21 protein-coding genes are annotated in these 22,586 nt (G+C 35.9%); 1 reads left to right on the top strand and 20 read right to left on the bottom strand.

What is annotated here, in order from left to right; translation table 11 throughout:
• Window positions 1-165: 165 nt before the first annotated feature.
• The 4 genes from MY533_RS13450 to MY533_RS13465 form a co-directional block, all read right to left on the bottom strand.
• Window positions 166-1,149 (bottom strand): alpha-ketoacid dehydrogenase subunit beta, encoded by a 984-nt coding sequence (locus MY533_RS13450; protein ID WP_248716373.1) that lies wholly within the window; start codon window positions 1,147-1,149, stop codon window positions 166-168.
• Window positions 1,149-2,165 (bottom strand): thiamine pyrophosphate-dependent dehydrogenase E1 component subunit alpha, encoded by a 1,017-nt coding sequence (locus MY533_RS13455; protein ID WP_248716374.1) that lies wholly within the window; start codon window positions 2,163-2,165, stop codon window positions 1,149-1,151. Before MY533_RS13455 ends, MY533_RS13450 begins: the two co-directional genes overlap by 1 nt.
• Before the next feature lie 36 nt (window positions 2,166-2,201).
• A complete protein-coding gene (gene lpdA / locus MY533_RS13460; RefSeq protein ID WP_248716375.1) occupies window positions 2,202-3,629 on the bottom strand; it encodes a dihydrolipoyl dehydrogenase in 1,428 nt (475 codons plus the stop codon).
• 147 nt (window positions 3,630-3,776) lie between these two features.
• The gene (locus MY533_RS13465) at window positions 3,777-4,871 is read right to left on the bottom strand and encodes a Leu/Phe/Val dehydrogenase (protein ID WP_132356637.1); all 1,095 of its coding nucleotides are present in this window, start codon (window positions 4,869-4,871) and stop codon (window positions 3,777-3,779) included.
• 426 nt (window positions 4,872-5,297) lie between these two features.
• On the opposite strand from MY533_RS13465, the gene MY533_RS13470 reads away from it, so the two are divergent.
• Window positions 5,298-5,534 (top strand): DUF2627 domain-containing protein, encoded by a 237-nt coding sequence (locus tag MY533_RS13470; RefSeq protein ID WP_132356638.1) that lies wholly within the window; start codon window positions 5,298-5,300, stop codon window positions 5,532-5,534.
• Between the two features lie 68 nt (window positions 5,535-5,602).
• Here MY533_RS13470 and MY533_RS13475 read toward each other — a convergent pair whose 3' ends face one another.
• The 16 genes from MY533_RS13475 to MY533_RS13550 form a co-directional block, all read right to left on the bottom strand.
• Window positions 5,603-6,328, bottom strand: coding sequence for a glycerophosphodiester phosphodiesterase (locus tag MY533_RS13475; RefSeq protein ID WP_248716376.1), 726 nt, complete (start codon window positions 6,326-6,328; stop codon window positions 5,603-5,605).
• Window positions 6,321-7,892, bottom strand: coding sequence for a flagellar assembly protein A (locus MY533_RS13480; RefSeq protein ID WP_248716377.1), 1,572 nt, complete (start codon window positions 7,890-7,892; stop codon window positions 6,321-6,323). Before MY533_RS13480 ends, MY533_RS13475 begins: the two co-directional genes overlap by 8 nt.
• A 372-nt stretch (window positions 7,893-8,264) precedes the next feature.
• Complete coding sequence (locus MY533_RS13485; protein WP_248716378.1) at window positions 8,265-8,459, bottom strand: hypothetical protein; 195 nt, start codon at window positions 8,457-8,459, stop codon at window positions 8,265-8,267.
• A gap of 221 nt (window positions 8,460-8,680) precedes the next feature.
• Window positions 8,681-9,061 (bottom strand): PH domain-containing protein, encoded by a 381-nt coding sequence (locus MY533_RS13490; protein WP_132356642.1) that lies wholly within the window; start codon window positions 9,059-9,061, stop codon window positions 8,681-8,683.
• Window positions 9,062-10,408: 1,347 nt separating this feature from the next.
• Entirely contained in the window at window positions 10,409-10,726 is a 318-nt protein-coding gene (locus MY533_RS13495; protein WP_248716379.1) for a hypothetical protein, read from the bottom strand.
• 130 nt (window positions 10,727-10,856) lie between these two features.
• The gene (locus MY533_RS13500; RefSeq protein WP_248716380.1) at window positions 10,857-11,468 is read right to left on the bottom strand and encodes a hypothetical protein; all 612 of its coding nucleotides are present in this window, start codon (window positions 11,466-11,468) and stop codon (window positions 10,857-10,859) included.
• A 12-nt stretch (window positions 11,469-11,480) separates the two neighbouring features.
• The gene (locus MY533_RS13505) at window positions 11,481-11,813 is read right to left on the bottom strand and encodes a hypothetical protein (protein ID WP_248716381.1); all 333 of its coding nucleotides are present in this window, start codon (window positions 11,811-11,813) and stop codon (window positions 11,481-11,483) included.
• A 218-nt stretch (window positions 11,814-12,031) separates the two neighbouring features.
• A complete protein-coding gene (locus MY533_RS13510; protein WP_132356647.1) occupies window positions 12,032-12,439 on the bottom strand; it encodes a phage holin family protein in 408 nt (135 codons plus the stop codon).
• A 169-nt stretch (window positions 12,440-12,608) separates the two neighbouring features.
• The gene (locus tag MY533_RS13515) at window positions 12,609-13,952 is read right to left on the bottom strand and encodes a phage portal protein (RefSeq protein ID WP_248716382.1); all 1,344 of its coding nucleotides are present in this window, start codon (window positions 13,950-13,952) and stop codon (window positions 12,609-12,611) included.
• A gap of 644 nt (window positions 13,953-14,596) precedes the next feature.
• Window positions 14,597-16,186: a terminase large subunit domain-containing protein gene (locus MY533_RS13520; protein ID WP_248716383.1), complete on the bottom strand. Its 1,590-nt coding sequence runs from the start codon at window positions 16,184-16,186 to the stop codon at window positions 14,597-14,599.
• A gap of 3 nt (window positions 16,187-16,189) precedes the next feature.
• Complete coding sequence (locus tag MY533_RS13525; protein WP_248716384.1) at window positions 16,190-16,579, bottom strand: hypothetical protein; 390 nt, start codon at window positions 16,577-16,579, stop codon at window positions 16,190-16,192.
• An 18-nt stretch (window positions 16,580-16,597) separates the two neighbouring features.
• Window positions 16,598-17,587 (bottom strand): hypothetical protein, encoded by a 990-nt coding sequence (locus MY533_RS13530; RefSeq protein WP_248716385.1) that lies wholly within the window; start codon window positions 17,585-17,587, stop codon window positions 16,598-16,600.
• 57 nt (window positions 17,588-17,644) lie between these two features.
• A complete protein-coding gene (locus MY533_RS13535; protein ID WP_132356652.1) occupies window positions 17,645-17,830 on the bottom strand; it encodes a DUF5659 domain-containing protein in 186 nt (61 codons plus the stop codon).
• A gap of 288 nt (window positions 17,831-18,118) precedes the next feature.
• Complete coding sequence (locus tag MY533_RS13540; RefSeq protein WP_248716386.1) at window positions 18,119-18,982, bottom strand: SU10 major capsid protein; 864 nt, start codon at window positions 18,980-18,982, stop codon at window positions 18,119-18,121.
• Between the two features lie 30 nt (window positions 18,983-19,012).
• Entirely contained in the window at window positions 19,013-19,426 is a 414-nt protein-coding gene (locus tag MY533_RS13545) for a hypothetical protein (protein ID WP_248716387.1), read from the bottom strand.
• Between the two features lie 461 nt (window positions 19,427-19,887).
• On the bottom strand, window positions 19,888-20,805 hold the full coding sequence (locus MY533_RS13550) for a hypothetical protein (protein WP_248716388.1): 918 nt from the start codon (window positions 20,803-20,805) through the stop codon (window positions 19,888-19,890).
• Between the last annotated feature and the right edge of the window lie 1,781 nt (window positions 20,806-22,586).

A 22,586-nucleotide genomic window follows, 5' to 3' on the forward strand; every position in this document is an offset into this window, starting at 1 on the left:
TACATGACATAACGAATTAAGAAATGTCATCCCGAACTTTTGATGAAGAGTCTTGAAATACCTGTGAATAAATAAGCTTTAGGCTATGACGCGTAGATAAACAATCACAGTTATTTTAGCTTTTCAAAGCTTCTATTTACCACATGAGTGGATGAACCTTTTATATTAGAATGCTGCAAGTTCTCGCATTGCACGCTCAACTTTATCAGGATTGATCATAAAATATTTTTCCATCGTTGGTGCATATGGCATAGCTGGAACATCTGGTCCTGCAAGGCGCTGAATTGGTGCATCGAGCTCAAATAAACAATGCTCTGCAATAATTGCTGCAACCTCACTCATAATGCTCCCTTCTTTATTATCTTCAGTAACAAGTAAAACTTTACCTGTTTTACTTGCCGCCTCAATGATCGCTTCTTTATCTAGTGGATATACCGTACGTAGGTCAAGAATATGTGCTGAAATACCATCTGCTGCTAGGCGCTCAGTTGCTTGTAATGCAAAATGGACAGCTAAACCATACGTAATGACAGTAACGTCTTCCCCCTCCCGCTTCACATCTGCCTTACCAATGGGCAATGTATAATCGTCGACAGGTACTTCCCCTTTAATGAGTCGATAGGCACGCTTATGCTCAAAAAACAATACTGGATCCTCATCGCGGATTGCTGCTTTTAACAAGCCTTTTGCGTCATAAGGTGTTGATGGTATAACAATTTTCAAGCCTGGTGTTCCTGCAAAAAGTGCCTCTACAGACTGCGAATGATAGAGCGCTCCATGAATCCCGCCACCAAATGGTGCACGTATAACCATTGGGCAAGACCAATCATTATTTGAACGATAACGGATTTTTGCTGCTTCAGAAACAATTTGATTAACGGCAGGCATGATGAAATCAGCGAATTGCATCTCAGCAATCGGGCGCATCCCATACATCGCAGCACCGATACCAACCCCTGCAATGGCACTCTCGGCAAGAGGCGTGTCAAGTACACGATGTTCACCAAATTGCTCGTAAAGACCTGCTGTTGCTTTGAAAACCCCGCCTTTACGACCAACGTCTTCTCCTAAAATGAAAACACGCTCATCACGTTCCATCTCTTCCTTCATCGCTAATGTAATCGCATCAATATAAGACATCACTGCCATTACACATCACCTCCGTCCGCTGGTGCATATACATATTTCAAAGCATGCTCTGGTGTTGCATACGGAGCAGCTTCTGCATAATCTGTTGCTTCATTCACCTCTGCCATGACACGTTCTTCTATTTCAGCACGTAGTGTTTCTGTCATAACGCCTACATCCGTTAGGTACTTTTCAAACAACAGAATTGGATCATTTGCCTTTCCTTCTGCTATATCCTCGGCAGTTCGATATTGACGATCATCATCATCTGAAGAATGGGCCGTTAAGCGATAAGTCACTGTTTCTATTAAACTCGGACCTTCACCACTACGCGCGCGATCAGCTGCTTCTTTCACAACCTTATAAACTTGTAACGGATTTTTCCCGTCAACAGTAACACCTGGCATACCATAGCCAATACCGCGATCTGATACTTTTGCACAGCCTAATTGACGTTCTACAGGCACAGAAATTGCGTATTGATTATTTTCTACCATTATAATTACTGGCAGCTTATGCACTCCTGCGAAATTCGCACCTTCATGGAAATCACCTTGGTTTGAAGAGCCTTCACCTAGCGTAACAAAAGTAATAAAATCTTCTTTTTGTAGACGGCCTGCTAGAGCAACTCCTACCGCGTGCGGAACTTGTGTAGTAACTGGCGATGAGCCTGTTAGAATACGATTTTTCTTATGCCCGAAGTGACCTGGCATTTGACGCCCACCCGAGTTTGGATCCTCTGCTTTAGCAAATGCGGATAACATCAAATCTCTTGGTGTCATGCCAAAATGTAAAACAACTCCCATATCTCGATAGTAGGGTGCAATATAATCTCTATTATTATCAAGAGCAAAGGCTGCCCCTACTTGTGCTGCCTCCTGTCCCTGACAAGAAATAACAAATGGAATTTTCCCAGAACGGTTTAATAACCACATGCGTTCATCTAACCTTCTCGCCATTAACATCGTTTCGAACATTGCAAGTACATCTTCTTTTGATAAACCTAAATCCTCATGCTTAATTTGAACACTTTGCATACGAACACCCTTTCCCGACGTTTCACTTTCACTAAATTAAAAATGAATGGCGCGATTATCCACTGCTAATGCTGATTCCGCTAGTACCTCATTTAGTGACGGATGTGGATGAATAGCCTGACTAATTTCCCAAGGCGTTGCGTCCAATAATTTAGCAAGTGATGCTTCTCCAATTAAGTCTGTCACATGTGGTCCTACCATATGAATACCTAAAATATCATTCGTTTCTTCATCGGCAATCATTTTCACAAAGCCATCTGTCTCTCCATTAACTAGCGCTTTTCCAATCGCCTTGAATGGAAACTTACCGACTTTCAATGAATAACCTTGCTCTCGAGCAGCCTTCTCTGTTAAGCCAATACTCGCAACTTCAGGGTAAGAATACACACATTTTGGTACATTTAGAACATTTAGCGCCTCTGTTTCCCCCGTTGCAATATGCTCAATCGCAGACAACCCTTCATGCGAAGCAACATGAGCTAATTGTAAGCCACCGATAACATCCCCAATGGCATACATATGTGATTCCTGCGTTTGATACGAATTATTGACTTTGATAAACCCATTTTCAACTTCTATTTCTGTATTTTCTAATCCAATACCTTGTGTATTTGCTTCACGCCCAACACAAAGCAGTACTTTATCAGCCTCAAATAATTCATCCTTATCATCGACTTTCGCAGAAATGTAAACGTTATCATTTTCAATTTTAAAGGTCCCTGTATCTAAGCGGGCGTTCGTCACAATTCGGACGCCTCTTTTTTCAAGCTGCTTAGTTACCTCTTTTACAATATCCGTATCCTCTGTAGGTAAAATGGATGGCCCATATTCAATGACCGTTACGTAAACCCCAAAATCACAAAGCATAGAGGCCCATTCAATTCCAATAACGCCCCCGCCAACTATTAATAATGACTTTGGCAAATTTTCCATTTCCAGTGCATGATCAGAGTTCATCACATATTTACCGTCAATTGTTAGTCCTGCCATTCCTCTTGGCCTTGATCCGGTGGCAATGACCACATTTGTTGGAACGAGCATTTCATTTTCATCGCCATTATTCATTTCAACTGAAATAGTGCCAGGCATTGGTGAGAAAATGGACGGTCCTAAAATTCGACCTGTTCCCTGATAAACGTCTATTTTGCCTTTTTTCATCAGTGTATTCACACCTTGGCTCAATTGCTCAACAATCGTTTGCTTTCTTACCTGCACTTTGTCGAATTGCAATGTAGCGCCTTCAATATCAACACCATATTCAGCAGCTGTTTTATTTGCCATACGATACACTTCTGCGCTTCGAAGTAAGGCCTTACTCGGTATACAGCCTTTGTGCAAGCATGTTCCGCCTAGGCGCTCACGTTCAACAATAGCTGTTTTTAAGCCCAACTGTGCAGCTCGAATTGCTGCAACATAGCCACCTGTACCTCCGCCTAAAATGACAACATCATAATTTTGAGCCATACGGATTCCCCCTTTTGAGAAAACTCTTGTTCCTTTGGTACTAAGAAAAATGATCTGACCTTGCCGTTTATAGTTATTTAAACTATTAAGCTACTATAAAGTTAGAAGAAGTCGACAATGCGACTTCTTTAAACGAATAAACGGTTTTTAACGACCGTGTAAAATATTTTTTTCATTTTTTAAAAATTGGCTACGAGACTTCGATACTCGAGCGATACGTTCTTCTGCTAAACGATTAGCCGCAACATATGTCGGAATGCCATCACGTTTAGAAATCTCGAAGATTTTTTCGATACTATCATAAATACCTTCCACACGCTTCATCGCACGCTCACGGTTATATCCATATAATTCATCCGCTACATTTATTACGCCACCCGCATTAATCACATAATCAGGTGCGTACACTATCCCTAATTCATGTAAATAATCACCATGGCGAGAATCTTGTAGCTGATTATTGGCAGAACCTGCGATAACCTTTGCTTTTAGTTGCGGAATCGTTTCATCATTTAAAATCGCTCCTAATGCACAAGGTGAAAAAATATCAACTTCCTGTGAATAGATTTCCTCTGGTGCTACAGCAGTCGCACCAAAATCATTCACAACTCGATCAATTGCCGCTTGATTAATATCTGTAACAACAAGTTTTGCACCTTCATTATGTAAATATTCGCAAAGCTTGTAGGCTACATTGCCTAAACCTTGTACAGAAATAGTACGCTCCTCTAGTGAATCAGATCCAAAGGCTTCTTTTGCCGCTGCTTTTATACCACGGTATACCCCGTAAGCAGTTACTGGAGATGGGTTTCCTGATGAACCAAAAGCCGGAGAAATTCCCGTTACATAATTTGTTTCCTCATGCATTAAATCCATATCTGTCACTGTTGTACCAACGTCTTCTGCCGTAATATAGCGACCATTAAGCCCTTGGATGAAACGTCCTAGTGCACGGAACATTTCTTCATTTTTATCTTTAAATGGGTCACCGATAATAACCGTTTTTCCTCCGCCAAGGTTTAAACCAGCTGCAGCATTTTTATAGGTCATCCCTCGTGCTAAACGTAATGCATCCTCGATCGCATTTTCCTCTGATGCATATGTCCACATACGTGCCCCGCCTAGTGCTGGCCCAAGTGTTGTGTCATGGATAGCGATAATCGCTTTTAACCCTGATGCTTCATCTTGGCAAAATACCAATTGTTCATAATCATACTTTTCCATATACTTGAAGATTTCCATGAAAACTCGCCCCTTTGCTTTTGAAAGTGCATCCCCAAATGCCCATTCCAATTCAGTATAATAAGTATATCAATTATGCCTCGGCATAATGGCGTCCGGAAACGGCTTTATGCTTGCACATTTTTTCCGATTCCGCGACATCCGCCGGAGACTTTAAATTCTTTCAGCTAGTATTTGGACACCAGCTGAAAGAATTTAAAATTGTTTAACAATGGATAATAATGCTCCATTTATTTTTACAATACTCACAATTTCACAATTTATCAACTATTATTACATTTTCTTGTTTAAGTAAGAATTTTCTAAACATTCAGTTACAACTTTTCTATTAGTCTTTACTAGTTTTTGGGTACATCAGTTACATAGCTTCCTTGACATTCCAATATCCACAGGTACAATTAAAATTAGGAATAAGGGGGGACATGCATGGCTCGTTTAGCTGCATTTATTGTAATGCTTATTCCAGGTCTTATGGCTGCAGGTGGCATTAAATTTATGCGTGATACATTATTTGGTAAGCTCATCTCACCTTTCCCATTTTTATGGCTACAATTCGTCGTTGGCATTATTCTTTTTGTTATAGGCTTTGGCTTTTTCGCAGGATTTTTACTCCACCGCGATCGAAAAAATGGAAAAGTGGCTCCGCGCTTTCAAAAAAAATAAAAATAGCTATCCTTTTAAGTTCAAAAAACTTATTGGATAGCTATTTTTATCTTCATTCATCAGAATGATTATCGTTGCTGTTTCGCAATTACTTTATCAGGAAAATCAGAAATCCAACCAATTACAGAAGGATGCGGATTCAATAAAAATGTTTCATCCCCATCGATTGCATAATAACGACATGCTTTATTACTCGCTACACAAGCCTCCAAATATCTTGGCTTATAGTACCTTTTATGCATATGAACACTGTCAATAGCTTTGTAATCACTAAGCAAATCCCACTTTAATTTTTTTGTTGCTATAAGTGCTGTTTCATAGTTTGGCTTATATTGTTTTACAATCTCCAGTAGCTCATAGTGAAACGATGAAAAATGACTGCCAACTGGCAAAGTAAGCCCATGAAGCATTTGAATAAGTGCGTTTTTATTATTAAGAATTGTAGATTTTAATTCGATATTAAGGGGTAGCTGTTGTGAATTTGCCCAAGCTAAAACGACATCAAACGTCGGGATTTTAAAAGTTGAAAACAATCGCCTCCAAGGCTTTCCAAGTTTAAAGCTTACTAGCTCTTCTATCGTACATTCGTTCACATGCTTATTGATGCCAACCAATCTTGACAGCTGTGGATCATGATACACAACTGGAATACCTTCTTTTGAAAGCTGGATATCTAATTCAATCCCATCTGCTCCTAGCTCTAAAGCCTTTTCAAAAGCCTTCAAAGTATTTTCAAGTGTATACGCTGAAGCCCCCCGATGTGCAAATACAGGAATGAATGATTCCCTAGACATTTAACTCACCAAATTCGAGAAGAAATTTACCATTTGTCACCTTACTTAATAAGGATGATTTTTTGCCAATTTGAATATAGGTACCTGGATGAGCTTCCTTCGTCACAATAATTTCTTCTTTTCCAGCATGACGCATCTCATCCATTATGAGCTTAACCTCATGATCGATTGTTACTGCATCCGCTTTCAATTTTGTTAAACTTTGTTTTGTTTCCTCAAATGTAGCTATTTGTTCCTTAGACATTTTATCAAGGAAAGGCAGTAAGCTTTTAATTTTCCCCTCGCGCTCAGAGATTTCTGATTGTAGCGATTTAAGCTGTGTAGCCTTCTCTTGCATCATAGAGTATCTTTCTTGTTTATTAACGCTTTCAATGATTAAGTCCGTCCGACGCTCTAAACGGTTTCCTGAGATGGCAGTGACGATTGTATTTTTAGCTACCGTACGGCCCCCAATAATTTTCCCTTTTCGTTCGTCCACAAAAATTGAATGCGCAGAGAGTTGTGATCCTAATGCGTAAAATCCTATATGAATGCTGTCCGCTGCAACTAGATTTGCTTCATTGACATGCTTAACGAAAATATTTCCGCCTGCCTCTACAACAGTTGATCCTAAACCAAAAATCCCTCCACGAATATAAACGTCTCCTTCAATGGATTTAATAAGTTTGGCACCGCTTACACTTTCAGCACCCTCGATGGAAATATCTCCAGTAGCAATGACTGTATAGCCTGATGTAACTGTTCCTTTTATACTTAACGAGCCATTAAATTCAATATTCCCTGTTTCAACGCCAACGTCTCCATTAATTGGCAAATGTCTATTAACACCGATCATACCCTTAACATCATCTAATACACCAGCTATTTTAGAACGGATGACAGTTTTCCCATCCTCTTCTACTTCATAAGCTGACTTTTTATCGTATCGTATAGGAAAATCACGACCTGGTACAGCAGCCATAATTTCTCCTAGTACATTTTTCCCCGGTTTACCTAATGTTGCAGGGATTTTTTCACCTAGCCAAGAACCTTCTGAAATTTCAGAAATAAAGTTCATGTCATAATAATCAGCTTTCCCATCTTCGCGAATTACTGGCTTTCTCTCTGGTTTAGGTAAGTATGTAATTTGTGCATCTGTTCCTGCTACAGGTGGTGTGCCTTGTGCAATTAAAAATGCTTTTCCTGGATCAATTTTAGAAATATCAAAATCTAATATTCCATAAACAATTCCTTCGCTCTCGATTGTTTCCAGAATTTGTTGAGTTAATTTCTCTTTATTCTCTTGTATATAATCATGTGTTTCATATACAAATATCGAGGCAGACATTTTATCTCGTGCAATTTCTGCTTCAACATTTGGAAGCCAGCGTCCAATTTCAACAGGGCTATTGTTTTCTGTTGCTAAGACATTTTTTAAAATTGAAAAATTTGATAATTTAAGTCGGGGATGACTACGTAAAATACTATCAAATTCCTTTAATGGATAGCCAGCACTGTAAGTAATCATATAGACCTTACCATTTTCTTCGGTTATTTCGAATTTATCATTTCGAACTAGTATCAAGTTACCTCCTCCTTCCCTCTAACAGTAAGTATATACAATCTAATTACATTTGTTTAGAGACAATTGTCACTACCAAGAAAGATTTTACCCATACTTTGTAAGTAATATATTTTTATATACTTTTAATTTTAACATCATAATTAGTCTGTTTATACTATAAAAAGGTATGTTTTTACTCAAATTTTAAAATTCCCTTTCACGAATTGAATAAATCCACCGTTAATAACCAAAGAATTCACAAAATCTTTAATAAATTGAAATAATACTAATGTATCTGTCTTAATTTTCAAAAACCTACATTAGGCCTACAATACTTATATGAAAGTGTCTTGAAAACCATTTATCAACTACTCAAATAGGTTTGAAATATAGTTACGAGTCATTCTCTAAAAAAGCCTCAATGCGAATAGGAGCGCCAAGTTGATCGAAATTCAGGAGCTGTTCACGTGTCATATAGTACACACTAATGCTTCCATTCATTCCAAGTCGCATCTCAAATAAATTTTCTTCTATCTGCGTTATTTCTAACGAGTTATTTTCGTCAAGCTGTAAGTTTACACTTTTCATATGTTATCACCCAATATAATTATATACATTCAAGCTAAGATAGACGACCCACAGTATGTTGACAAGTTTCGGCATAATTGCGTCTGGAATCTTTGCTTCACCAAGAACTCCTTTCCGATTCCGTGACAACCGCCACAAGCTTTAACTTCTTTCAGCAAGTGTTTTGGTAGCGACAGGTACAGGTATTTGGATATGACTTCTGCTGAAAGAAGTTATATTTATTACTTGCCTAATACATATTCCGCTAACACACTTTGAATTTTATAGATGTTAGTTGATTTATTAAAGTTTTTCTGAATCGGTAATTCACTACCTGAAACCCAAATTTTCAACTCTGCATCTAAATCAAACGTTCCCGCAGTTTCGACTGAAAAATGAAGAATACTCTTATATGGAATTGAATGATATTGCGTTTTCTTCCCAGTTACTCCTTGTTTATCGATTAAAATAAGTCTTTTATCCGTAAAAATAAAAGTGTCTCTTATAATTTTATAAGCGTGTTTAATTGTTTCGTGAGGTGTTAATAAATCTTTAACTTCTTCCCGTAATTTTTCTAGATTTACTTCACTCGCATTACCTATTATCCCATCAAATAAACCCATCTTAATACCTCCTCCAAATGTTTCTTCTTCATTTAAAATATGAGATTAATTTTCCATAAATTCAAAAGCTGTAGTTATTCTTTAAAACTGATATTAACAGCGATGGCAATCGAAAAAAGTGAACTCTTTTAGGTTTTTACCACAATCCAACTTTTTTTTACTTATAACCGGAGAACATCTATTCGTTTCGGGCACGTTACAAGCATTTCAACAGCACTAACCTCAAACTTTCCTCTTTCTACAATTGAACGAATATAAACTCGTACACGCTCTACCTTGACGCTTTTAAACGTCATCTATTCCAAAGTTACCCGAATTTACTGAACAATCCAACATATAACGGTCTATCTTGATTAAAAATGGACTTATAAACATAAAAAATACGCCCCCCAAACAGGCGGCGTAAACTGTCTAAAAAGGCAGGCGTTATAATTTTCGCTGTTTAAGCTTTATCTAATATAGATTTACCGGTCATTTTAGCTAAGACAAACATTACAAACCTTGATAAGCTGAGATTAACTCGCCATCATGTCGATGCGTATCTTGTCTGCAATCATGGCGATGAATTTGCTATTTGTCTAAAGGAATAATAAAAAAATAAAAAAATGAAATGTTGATATATCTAGGTTATCAAACACTTTATTTAACTAAAGTTTCATTATATTTATGACTATAGTTATAAATTTATTGGTAGTTTAATTTACTTTCTTCTATTGTATAAAAAAGAGGCAATTATACCTCAATTAAGTTTCATCATTATATATATTACCTTCTATTATAAATTATAATACCACTATACCTACCAAATTGATTACTACCCATAAGATAAAACTTTCCTAAACAAAAAGGTTTGGCAACTGCCCTACCTTTTTAATGTTCTTAATGAAATATCTATTCGTATTTTGAAAGCGTCTTTTTCATTACTTCTTTAGCTTAATTCTCATATTCTATATTTGAAACCCCTATCGCTTCTTCTACATGTTTATACATTTCATTAAAGCCTCCATCAGTGGCAAAACTACCTCCACTTTGAAAAATCGCCTTAGTCACACCATAAATAAGTTGTGTAGCTTTCAAGCATCTAATATTTTTTCTTCTGTTGCATCTTCTTTATAAGTTGTAAAGTAATCTTCGAAAGCTTCATGGAATCCTTCGATATTTCTTCATTAATCGTATCTTTCATAAAGATAGCAAATTGTATTCCATGATTCCATACATCCTCACGCACATTTTCAGGTGCATTGCTTTTTATTTCCACAGGCGCTAATAAAAATAGCTGTAATCACTAATAAAAAGCACGCATACAGTAGTTTTCTTCATTGAAGTTAAACTCCTAGTTTATTCTCATTAATACTCTTTAAGATTAACATTGAACAGGCAAATCCCATAAATACTACCTACTAACATAAAAGTTGCATATGTACCGTTGAGAATGTAGCTATAAGCATCACCTCCAACATAGACATTTTTACTAGAGCTAATATAATAACTGTCACTATCATTGTTTTCATAAATAAACAATTTATAAAAGTCCATGCTAATTGATACAATAGCGCCAATAAAACCTATAAGTGTATATGATACTTTTAATTGCTTATTCTTATTCTGTTCATTGAATCTTTCCTCTAGTGACTTCCGAACTATTCCTCTTTCTTCCAGAACCACCACTCCTGAATTTTGTAAAATAACTATATATCGCCATAATATACATAATTACCGAGTAATATTTCATATTTTTTATATGCGTGTGAAAATTGGTAAGGTATATATAGAAGAGACTCAAATAGGGGTATCATTATTTACCACCTAAAGGTGGAAGTAATACATCTTCTGACTGAACTTTTAACTCTATCAGCCCAACCTTCACAATCTCAGCGTTAATTACTTTATATGTTCGCCCATGAATTGCTAGTGTACTATTCACTTGGAATCCCTTTCGGTTCTTAGCGTTATCTTGTACATTTATAACAAGCGTCTTAGTAGCCGTTACAATGGAATCTTCATCCACTGTCATTTCCTTATAGCTAATCACAGCAGGCTCAGAGCGATCTACAACTGTTTCTGTTTTGTAGATTGGTCTACCCATAGCGTCAGTTCCTACTTTGATTTTTACAGTAGTAGTTGGCTCAATGACATAGTTGCAATATTCCACTAGGGCTTTATATTTGAACCCTCTCTGAACTACTACATCACCTGTCACAAGGTAGTAACTATCGTTAATAGTAAAGTAATCGCCACGCTTGAATTCGTTCAAGGAATGAAAGTAAAACGTGCTGTTAGTTGACAGCGTAGCATTTGACATAAAGCCCTCTATTGTGCTTGGTGTAACAGTCAACTCATTCTTCATGTATGGTTGAACAAGCCCTGAAAACGTTTCTGAGAGTGTCTGAGCGTCAAATAGTTTCATCTTACCCACCACCTACACATACAGCATGAACACATCTGAGTTATTATTTTCAGTTCTCATGGTTCTAACCTTATAATTTAATTGGTCAATACGCTTCATTAGGTTCTCGTGGAACTCACTGACTGTCATATCATCTATTTTTACGGCTTTCATCAGTGTTGGATTGTTAGCTACTGATTCAAGCATACCGAGAGCAGTAGAATAGATTGCCTTCTTGTCTGTCATAGAATGCGAATTGTACTCTGAATAAGCATCAAGACCGTTTTCAGCAAGATACATCATCAACTCATTCTGCTCAAGGTCTATACCTTTTGTTTCCAACTGTAAGCGCTGTAAATTGTTCATTTTCGATAATCACTCCAATTAATTCATTTTATATTCAATTTCAACTTCCAATAACCTTAGTTATGTAAACTGGAATAAGTAATAAACACTGATACAACAACATTCTTTAAATTTTACAGAAATGCTATTTATTCGACATTGATACATCAAGGTTTCTTCCATCTACATATCTGTAAGGCTATTGAAAAATCTTGCAAAAAAAACAACGATTTAATACATTAATATTTTTGTTCATTTTCCTCATTCGCTAACTGCATCAGCCGTTCCTTTATCCCTTTAGGCAACGGTACACCTATCCTAACTAGATTCTCAGTTATAGACAACCCTTCCATGCCGATATAGAAGTAAATAGCCATTGTTCTAAAGACTGGCACACCTGACGCTGTAAGTACGTCTAATAGGTTCGCTAAGACTATTACAATCATAATAGTGGCTTTCTTCAAGAAGCCGACAAAAGCAACCTTTGAGGATAGACGTTTTTGCACAAATGACACCATTACGCCTGTAACAATATCAATAACCATAAACGCAACAAGAACAGTCAATGATACATGCCACCCACCAATAAGGAAGGATAATGATGTTACTGTCAATGCTAGGATAGTGAATAAACTCATTTTCTCCATTGTTCATTCACCTCCAATACAACTGTTGTAACAGGCGTGAAAATTTGGACATACTCTCTCCCACTCTTCACACCCGAAAAAACACTATTATTCACCAAATAAAAATGCCCTACATATAATAAAAATCTTTATGATTTCCTTTAAATATAGACACCTGTTTTATCCATCTTTATGATACCTTTTCAGCAAGGTGACTTGAGCCATCATGATTACTGTGTTCTACCTGTTCAAATGGTTTCACATCTTGTATTCGATTCATCTCAAGTGCAACATCATTCACGTAAGGTGATTGCTCAAGAATTGTTTCAGCGCTTAAAGCGCCCATTGCATGTTGCTTACTCATATTATCAATAATCTCAGCATGGTTAGATGGAGTGTTGTATTGGAAGTTAAACTCAAGCGTCATAAAATCATCTTCTGAAATATGAACCCCTTTGTAACTCAACAGCTTACAAACCTTTTCCCAACGCTCATAAAAGCCCTGCTTTAAGTATGTTTCATTTAATCCTGCTTTCGTATCCGCTAATGAGAACAGCAACTTAATACTCACCTCGGATAGATTGCTTACATCAGTTTTGTTCATGGAAACAGCAGGCGTTGAACTTACATCTAATAAAGCCTGTTGTAGCGTCTTGTAGACTAATTCAAAAGACTTTGAATCTAATTGGTTAGTTACCATTTTGAAGTCAGCACCATCATCAAGGTTTAAGCCTCCACCAACAATATTAGTAGGCAACGAGTCTTTAAGTTGCTGACCAACCGCAACAGGAATAGGATTCATAAACTTATACATGCTGTCAACATACTTAGATAATACATCCTCCATGTTATCCAATATCCCCATATAATCATCTAACTCTGAGCGACCTTCTGTATCACTAAATTCATTGTTAGTCTTGTATAGGACAGGTAAGCCACTTAGATTAGCATACTGAGCAACTAGCTTTAATTCTCCACCTTCATTTGACCATTCTTGGACTAACTTATCAGAATAAATTGTATAATAAGCAATACCATCAAAGACATAATGCTCAACAAAGGCAATCATTTCCCCATGATGATTGAACACAGGTGTACCATCCTCTGCGTCAATAATTTTTGAATCAATTCTCCCTTTAGCATTAATGAAAAGGTATTCAGCTACCTGACCAAACTTGATTAATTTGTTTAGGATAATAACATTCTTATCATCAAAGCGACCTAGCTTATTTACTTTCAAAAATTGCTCAACCATTTTCTCAACTCCAATGATATTAACACTGTTCTTCAACAGGTATTGCGTTTGGAAGTTCAAAATAGTCTTAGCCAACTGAATCACAATCTTGCGTGGCTCAATTAACTGACCATTGTACTTAAATGAATCACGTTGTAGTATCTTGTGCTGACCATCTAAATATTTTTTCTTACTAAACACATCCTGCAAACGCACTTGGTTGTCATAAGAGTTTATTTCCTCTAAGAACCAAGTGGGATTACCTTTGTGCTTTAATTGTAAAAATCTATATAAGTCCATCTTCTTTTTCCTTTCTTATTAAAAATAAAATGCCACACCCTGAATGAGTATGGCTGAAACTTCTATCTCTCGTACCAATCTCTATCTTGATACACTTTAAGTTTGATAAAAATCTCTGTTCTGTCTGCGCCCTTATATGCTTAGCGTATAATTTTACTTCTCAAACATCTTCATCTTAATTATACATTTACCAATTGGTACTTAATTATATCCTCACTATTGAAAGAAATATCCTAATGCAATCTAAAACTAATTCTTTATTGTTGTTCATCTTATACTAATACAATTATATTTTTATTGTGAATCCTTCTAACCAAAATTTGTTTCATATATCACTTTCTCTTTACCTTAATAGCAAATGGTATAGGAATAATTTAAATCAAAAGGATTTGAATACTATCGAATACCTTTCTCTAGTTGAGCCAATTGCTTCCGCTTATATTCAATAGTTTCAACAGGAACAAAAGGAATCCCTTTTAGGTACATTGCTCTTAAAGAAAAAGCAATCTCCTTCTAACACTCTTTTAATCGCCTTCTATGAGATCATTCTCAAAACCTAACTTATTCTTTTCATTGGACAACTGTTGCTCAATTATGTTTAAACTATCACGATACTTTTTAAATGCTTCCATTTTGCGATTCTCCTATACATACCATTTATTTATTTTCATGCCTTGAATAGCCAATGCTGTTGAAATAACGCTATCATCGTGGTGCAATTCACTATTTCCTCGCTTATTTCCTAAGCGACCATTTGTTTCAACGAACATCTGCATTTGCTGTAAGGTTGTCTTACATTCGATATTGATAAGTCCAAGCTCAAATTGCTCTTTCATATCACTTATCATTATCGCCTTTGTTTTTTCAGAAGTGATAAAGCCTATTTGCAACTTCTTCTTTCCTCGTTCATCAAAGGTTTTCATCTTATACATATTAAGATAGCCACGCTCTTTGCGTAGGCGTTCAATAACAGGTAAACCATATGAATTGCGTTCTACTGTCAAAAAGGCATAGTTATAAAAAATCCCCAAGTCATAAATGACCTGAGCAAATTCATAGACTGCAATCTTATTATGGTAGAAACTTATGACTTGATGTCCTTCTGAATCAAATGCAGTAATTGTTGAGTAGTCATTTCCTGAGCCACTCGCTGTATCGACTCCAAAATAATATTTCATATTGCGCTCAGGATATTTGAAAAGGTCTAAGCCTTTACCAATGTATTTTCGAACGCTCTCAGGTATTTCTGACAGCACCTCATTTTTAGGTAACGGCTCAATTGCATAAGAAAGCCTAGTTAATACCTTATGTTGATCAAATACACTTCTACCTGTAGAAACAAAAGAATCAAAGGGGTTTGAGGGGTACTCTTGCATAAACTGCTGTTCATTTTCCATGTCCTGAACCTTCCATCTTCTCCACATTAATTGCCTTAAGGTAGCCCCCGCTGTATATAGGGCTACTTCATCTTCTTCTAAGCCATCAGAAGCAAGACGCTTGCCACCATTGGTCGCTTTATACCAACACTCGGCTTCATCATAATCATGGGCAAATTGCTTTTTGTATAGCTTGTGGTAAAAAGGAATGAAATAAGGAACATACTTAGACTTACCTTTGAGGGCTTGCATATACAGGCGGTAGAAATGGTTGCTTGTACCATTGGAGGTTGTTTCAATTGTTAATTGGCTCTCAGCTCCTTTTGCAAGGGATTGTTCAACCGAGAGTAGTTGAGTTTCCTGTGACGCATAAAAAGCAAACTCAGATAAATGAACATAGGTGTATGTTGAACCACGCCCAATATCTTTGTTCCCCGCTGTAACACTTGATATTCTTGAACCATTAGTGAACAATAGCTCGCTTCTGTTATCCCTGCGAACCTTCGGGAATACATTAGGGAATTTTTCTCTTGGAACAGCGTCATTCATTTGCTTCAACTTTTCAAAAAGCGCTTTTGCTGAATCACCCTTATAACTCACAATTAAGATATTTTCGTTAGGCTTGGTTACTGCTCTCCATAATGCCCTAGCTAGCACAAATGTTGAAATACCTGCTTGCCTTGCTTTACCAATCACAACAAAGCGATTCCCTAGCATAAGATTTTCAATTTCTTGCTGTGCTTCATTGATTTCAAATTTAATGACCTGATTTTCATTGTCTGTAATAAAAATAAAGTTCTTAGCAAAAAGTGGGAACTCACTAAGAACTTTTTCAAGTTTATTTGATTTAGTTGCCATGTGCTACATCACCAATTCATCATAAGCATTGCTTTCTTGTGGCACATAGACCTGAGTAGCCTTAAACTCTTTATTAAATGCTCTGACCTGCTTTTGAAGGTCTAATAAAAGCTTAATAGCCTTTTCATCACCTTCAGTGGCTCTTTCTGCTGTGACTTGATAAATTTGCTCTAAATCATTCGCCATGCGTGATTCAAGATACAAATTAGTCAACATCAGATACTCAGAAGATTTCTCCCACTTCTTCATGTGGTTCAATGTTTTCACATCTAATTTTTGACACAATGCTTCTTCTGAGAGTTCTTCAGTGCGATTAACATATAAGTCAAACCTCCATTTAAAGTATTCCCTTTTCTTGTATGGAACTGCTTCAAGTGCTTTGTAAATATCCATAAATATCAGTCCTCTCTTTTAGTGATATTCAGTGTTCATTTCATCCCTGTTTTGGATGTAAAGTTTTGCATTTTCAATATGTCTATCAACAATTTTAAACTCATTGCCATACTCATCTATTAAATAGTCTTGTTTTTTCAGTTTCTTAATGCGGTTTTCCCCTGCTCTCAAGACTCTTTTTTCAATGTCAGTTAAACCTACTTCTCTTTTTTGTTTTCGCAGGTCTAAAACAGCAACATAATCCTGTTCAATAGGGAATACATCTTCACCATTTTTATCTTTAAATTTGTTGAATCGCTGCTCTGTTTCCTTCAACTGTTCTACAGTGATATGCTCTAGGTCTGTTTCTTCTTCAACTACTTTTTCAGCATAATTTTTCTTAAACGAATGATGTGTAATTTCATCATCTTCAAAAGGTGTTGTTCTATATTGGTTGGTATTTTGCTTACCTGTATCGTTGTAATCACCAATATTCTTGTGAATTAGACCTGCTTCAATTGTTTCATTTACAGCTTGGACTGCTGTTGACTCTGAACAATTTAAAATCATCGCCCAACGTGATTTAGAACAAGTAAAAATACCATTCTCACTGTTAGCCCATCTATAGGTAGCAAGATATACATATAATTGGCGAATGTCTGTAAGTTCATTGAACACATCAAATTTAAGTTGTGTATGGCTTATATCTTCAAATTCCACTAATTCAGCAATAAGAATCTCATTAGCATTAAATTCATCCACAAGCTCACCATCAATACTAGTAAATCTAATGACCTTCTTATCTCTCAAAGAAATAAGAGTATCTTTGATTGCTTTAACTGCTCGCTTTTTGTTGCTTGCAAGTTCAATTTGTCCTTTGGCATGAAGCAATGAAGCTGAAATATAAATATCCTCTCTATAGTCCCTACTTATTGAAAGTAACGAATAGACATATAGCTCCTGCGGTGTTAGTTGAAACTCATTTCCATCTGAAATAAGTTGATTGTTAATCATAATAAATTCCATCATGTAAAAACTCCTGTGTGATTGTATTTTTATAAAAGATGTCACCTTCTTGGTAACTACCTAGTTAATTTTCTTATATTTATCTAATGCTCGCTGTAGTTCATCAGTTTTCTGATATACTGTGTAAATCGCATTATCCTTAATGCTTCTAGCTTTTATGATATAAGAAATTCCCTCTTCTTTTAGATAGATTGAAAGTTTCTTGGTGAAGCAAAAGAAAAAGTCTTTTTCAGTTAAGTTTGTCATTTTATAAACTCCTATCTGCTTATTTGAACACTTAGTTTTTCAGAATAAATTCTTTGTATTTCTGTACTTTATTTGCTTCCATAGCTACTTTGTTATTCTCATATTTTGAGAGCAAAGCGATTGAGCAACCAATGTGCCTAGCAATATCAGATAGCCTAATTTGCTTCCGTCTACGCATTAAGAACAGCTCTATTTGTGTCAAGGTCTTACTTCCTTTCTTCTAGTTAAAAATTTTCATGAAATGAATTGAAAAAGACACTCCCATTTCTGAGAGTGTCTAAGGGATTATTAACCCTGTGTTAATACTGCAATTGCTTTCTTTGAACCAACCTTTAAAGTTGCTTCTGCAATTACTTGACCTTTCACTGAATCACCTGTTTTTGCAAGTGGTTCAAAGTGTGGCTCACGCAAATATGCTACATCAACATAAGTGTCATTGAAGAACACAACTTTGTCAGCAGGAACATGTTTTGATAAAACAAATTTAACTGAACCATAATTAGTGTTAATTTCATCTACTAGTAAGCCAAATGATGTTGTCACATGGTTGTAAGAGTAGTTATCCTTATAGATAGCGTCAATTTTTTCTTTAATATCAGCATTTACAAAGGCATATACTTGACCTTCTGCTAAATCCTGATTCCAAAGATTACGCATAACTTGCTTAATTGCATTTTCATCAATCGGAGCTGTTACAGCATTAGTAGCATCAGCCATTTCAATTAGACCTGATAATTGGCGTTTAAATGGTGTTTTTGAACCATCTGCTCTAAGACCATTAATAAATTTCTTTTCCATGTTAACTTTTAACTCTAGTAAACGGTCAGCAACTTCTGCTGAGAACTGAGTTGATTGCATTGCTTCTGCTGTACCTGATACCTGAACCCCCTTCTTGAAAATCTCAAGGATATTACTTAGTTCCGCTCTAGCAGATTCATAGAATACTGTTGTGTCTGCTCCTTCAACCGCTGAAATATCTTCATCATTAGATAGTGAGTTTTCTCGCCAGGAGTACACAGTGCTAAGTGCCTTTTCAATATTGCCTTTAGCCATAAGTAATGATGTAAATGGTGTTGCCTGAACCCCAATTACTGCAATCTCATTTGCTAATGAAACGCGTTCTGATTCTGTAAATGATTGTGATTTAAACATTAATAATTTCCTTCTTCCCGTTAATTTGTTTTACTTAAATATTTTTGTGAACTTACTAGCAATCATGCCTTTAGCGTCACCATTTTTCTTGTGAGCTGTATAGTCATCTTGCTTAGCAACTTCCTTAGGCTTAAAGCCCATATCAAGTTTTACTTCATTTATTAACTCTGTTAGAGCGTCAACTTTTTCTATTGGCGTTTTAGCAAGACCAAACGTCTCTACAAATTCCTTTGCAAAACCAAACCCTCGTTCTTCAAGCTGTAGCTGTAATCTTAGATTTTCTAATTCAATTTTTTCTCGCTCTAAACGCTTGGTTTCTTTTTGTAGCTCCTGCTTTTCTTGTTCCAACGGATTTACATTCTGTTCCTGTTCAGTTACTTCAACTCCCTCAGTAACCTCAATAGATTCTCTTTCAATGGCTTCTGCTGTTTGTAAATTTTCCATTAATAATCTCCTTCTGATTTGATATTTTCCGTATTTCTACAAACTAAAAAAGCCAATAAGCAACTGCCCATGGCTTAATTGTCCATCACTCCATATAGACCCTTAGAACGTCATATTGAGCGTTATGAGTATACCACTCATTAAAAATCTCCATCTGAATTAGCAGAATGAATCATTAGCGCTCATAAGACTTAACAGGTCGTGTTCCAAGCTGTCACTCATTCAATAGATAATATGAACATGCTCAGTTAAAGATTTGAATAATGACCAATAAAAAAGGACTACAATTAGTAGCCCTCAAACAATGGTGATAAATACGTTCAGTAGTTATCAATTTTTTGATTATTACCGAAATTATACTAAGGCTCTAGTAAAACCTCAACAAATCAAAAATTCAAGAGGAAAATTCTCCTCTTATAAGGAACAGTTTATACGCGAAAAGTGTGACTTTTGAATTCAGGTCATCTCCAAGAGTCATACTTATCCTGAACACGCTTTAATCTTTTTTTGAAGTTGCTTTCCTCCAGCCCCATCAATCTAGCAAAGTGGCGTTTGTTAAAATCGATAATTTCGCCATTTTGGTTAAATGTAAATACATCTGTCAGCTTGCTGTCCAAAGCCAGTTGCAAGTGATTTAGCAACCCATTTGTAAATTCCTTTTGCCTTTCCGACAAATTTAAGAAATCAAATTTAAATATTTTACGAAAGTTTGTTTGATTCTTGAGTAACTTCATATCACTTTGATTGATAAAATAACGTTCTCCATCTATATTAAACTCTCTAGTACCTGTTGCTTTAGCAATCTCACGATATATTTTTTTGTTAATACCATGATTGATATACTTTACAATCTCTTTGTCCGTTTTCGTTGTATCGACTTTAGGGATAATTTCATTTAACACTCTTTTTAAAGGCTCAACTGTCTCAGCAATCTTTTCAGCTTTTTCTTTTTTGACATACGGTAATACCCTTAATATGTCGTTAAAGCACTCATAAAACTCTTCATGTTCTACTTGCTTCAACAATTTATCAGGTATCTTATCAAAGTCATCAACGTGATAATACTCGCCAATCTGTGACAAATAGTAATAAATATAGTCTGTGGCTTTCATGCCATCATGTGTTCTCTCAATATTTGACAGATACTTTTTGTACACATACTTTGCGTATCGTTGTTGTAGCGAATTGATATAGATTGCTATATAATCCTCTGCAACTTCTGCCTTTGCTTTTCGTTTCGTCTTCATGTAACTGTACATATACTTTGTCACCAAATGAAAGGACAAATCATATTTAATATTTGCGCCCATGCTTATCAGCTCTGTTGCTAAGTCATATTTGCCTAATTTGTGTTGTTCAATTTTTTGTTTTAAATCCATTAAAAATACTCCTTTTAATTTATCGTAATTATCGTTCTCTAGTTCTCATTATATATTATTTCACCAACTCTTTTCCCGAAATTAATTATCAAAATATTATTATCACAAAAATATTAGTAATACTTTTTTTATAAAAAAAACATCTACAAAATAGGTACTTACACTACTTCCCCCGAGAGAATGGTACTCATCCTCGCCATCGAATCACTAGAATTAACTGCTCTCCTTCTGACTTAATTTCGTTTTTATCGTCTTGTAATAAAGAATATATTTTGGAAATCCATAAAACTCATTTGTTCAATCAAAATTAATCTATGCAAGTAAACTAGGACGCAAGCCCGTCAATAGTTTTTTCTTTAACCCTATTTATTTCTTTACAATAGTTTCTTTCTTTAAACTTGTTATAATGTGTCCCAATTAAGTATACTTTTTAGACGCTCTTATCCAAAAACTGTTCCGAATTGGTACATTTCTTATAGACTAGGGTCTAAATACTGTACCAATTTAGTACACATTTACGCCCTAAGATTATTTTAATGCTTGTCAATCGTTCAAAAGTAACTGCCTTATTTTCAAGAAATCTATAAATATACTTCAAGGAAAAAGGCAGACACACTTCATAGCTCCATTAATCCACATTCGTTGAACCCGTATCTTTTACTTTTACCCTGCTTAAACCTGAATTTCAGTTCTACACATCTACTATCCGCTTCTGCCCCCGATAATTCCAATTAGCTAGCCTGAAATACTTATCCCACTATTTTTATGGAACATATTTACATTATATTGTATGATGTGTTCTGCGTAGCGTAGCTTAGCCACTCAGACCTCCACTCCTGACCAGAAACAAGGAACGCTTACATAGAGTCCAAACGATAATTATTACTTATGCTATTGTACAAACCTGTCAAGTTTAGTTTGAAAACATTTTACTAGACTTTCACGTTCGACTACCGAAAATTAGCACACTTAGATAAATCTAGACATTGAATCTTTTTTCGAATATGCTGAAAATAGCTTTACATTGGTGTGTACGCTTTTTGCTTGCTTTACAGTAGTTATATTTATTAAAAAGTCGTTAGTGTTCCCTGCACTAACGACTTTTTTATTCAATGATTTTCTATTATTTTCCATAGCAATTTCTCACATCGTCACTAGGACAATATGAGAACGCACTAAGCCTAATGCCTGTTTATACTCGCTTAGTCGAGTTATCTATACAGTTTTTTGTCCTGTACTTTATCGCTTTCAATTTTAACTGTTTTCACAATCTCAAAGCTTTCTAATTCTACTCAACGTTGCAAAATTGTATTTCGTAAATGAAAAGTGAGCCACTTCACAATTGAACAGTCAGTCCATTTCAGTGGACAAGTTAAATTTCACAGCATATTTTTCTGTGGGCTTTAAATACGGGCATAATTCAAGCCGTTGTATCAGTAATTTAACCCGCACCAGGGTATCATGCCCGCCACTAGCCGAGGTGTTCTTCCGGAAAAGACAGACAGGGTAAAGTGGCTCACTGGATCAGTTAAACAATTAGCTCAAAATTAGGTTGCGATATACACAAAATCACAATTTTCTTCAATGAGGTAACATTCGCAACGTTATTTCGTAGTTAAATTTGGATAAATAGATAAACCAACACTTAAACTCTCACTGTAGCTTCAAAATTATTACATAATAATCTTGTTCCTCTGCTTGTAGGAAATAGATATGATGAATTTGAAATTTCTATCTCAAAGTTGTATCCAACGTCTTAAAACGACTGATATTTTTTATTT

The sequence above is a fragment of the Lysinibacillus sp. Ag94 genome (assembly GCF_023242215.1).
Lineage (GTDB): Bacteria > Bacillota > Bacilli > Bacillales_A > Planococcaceae > Lysinibacillus.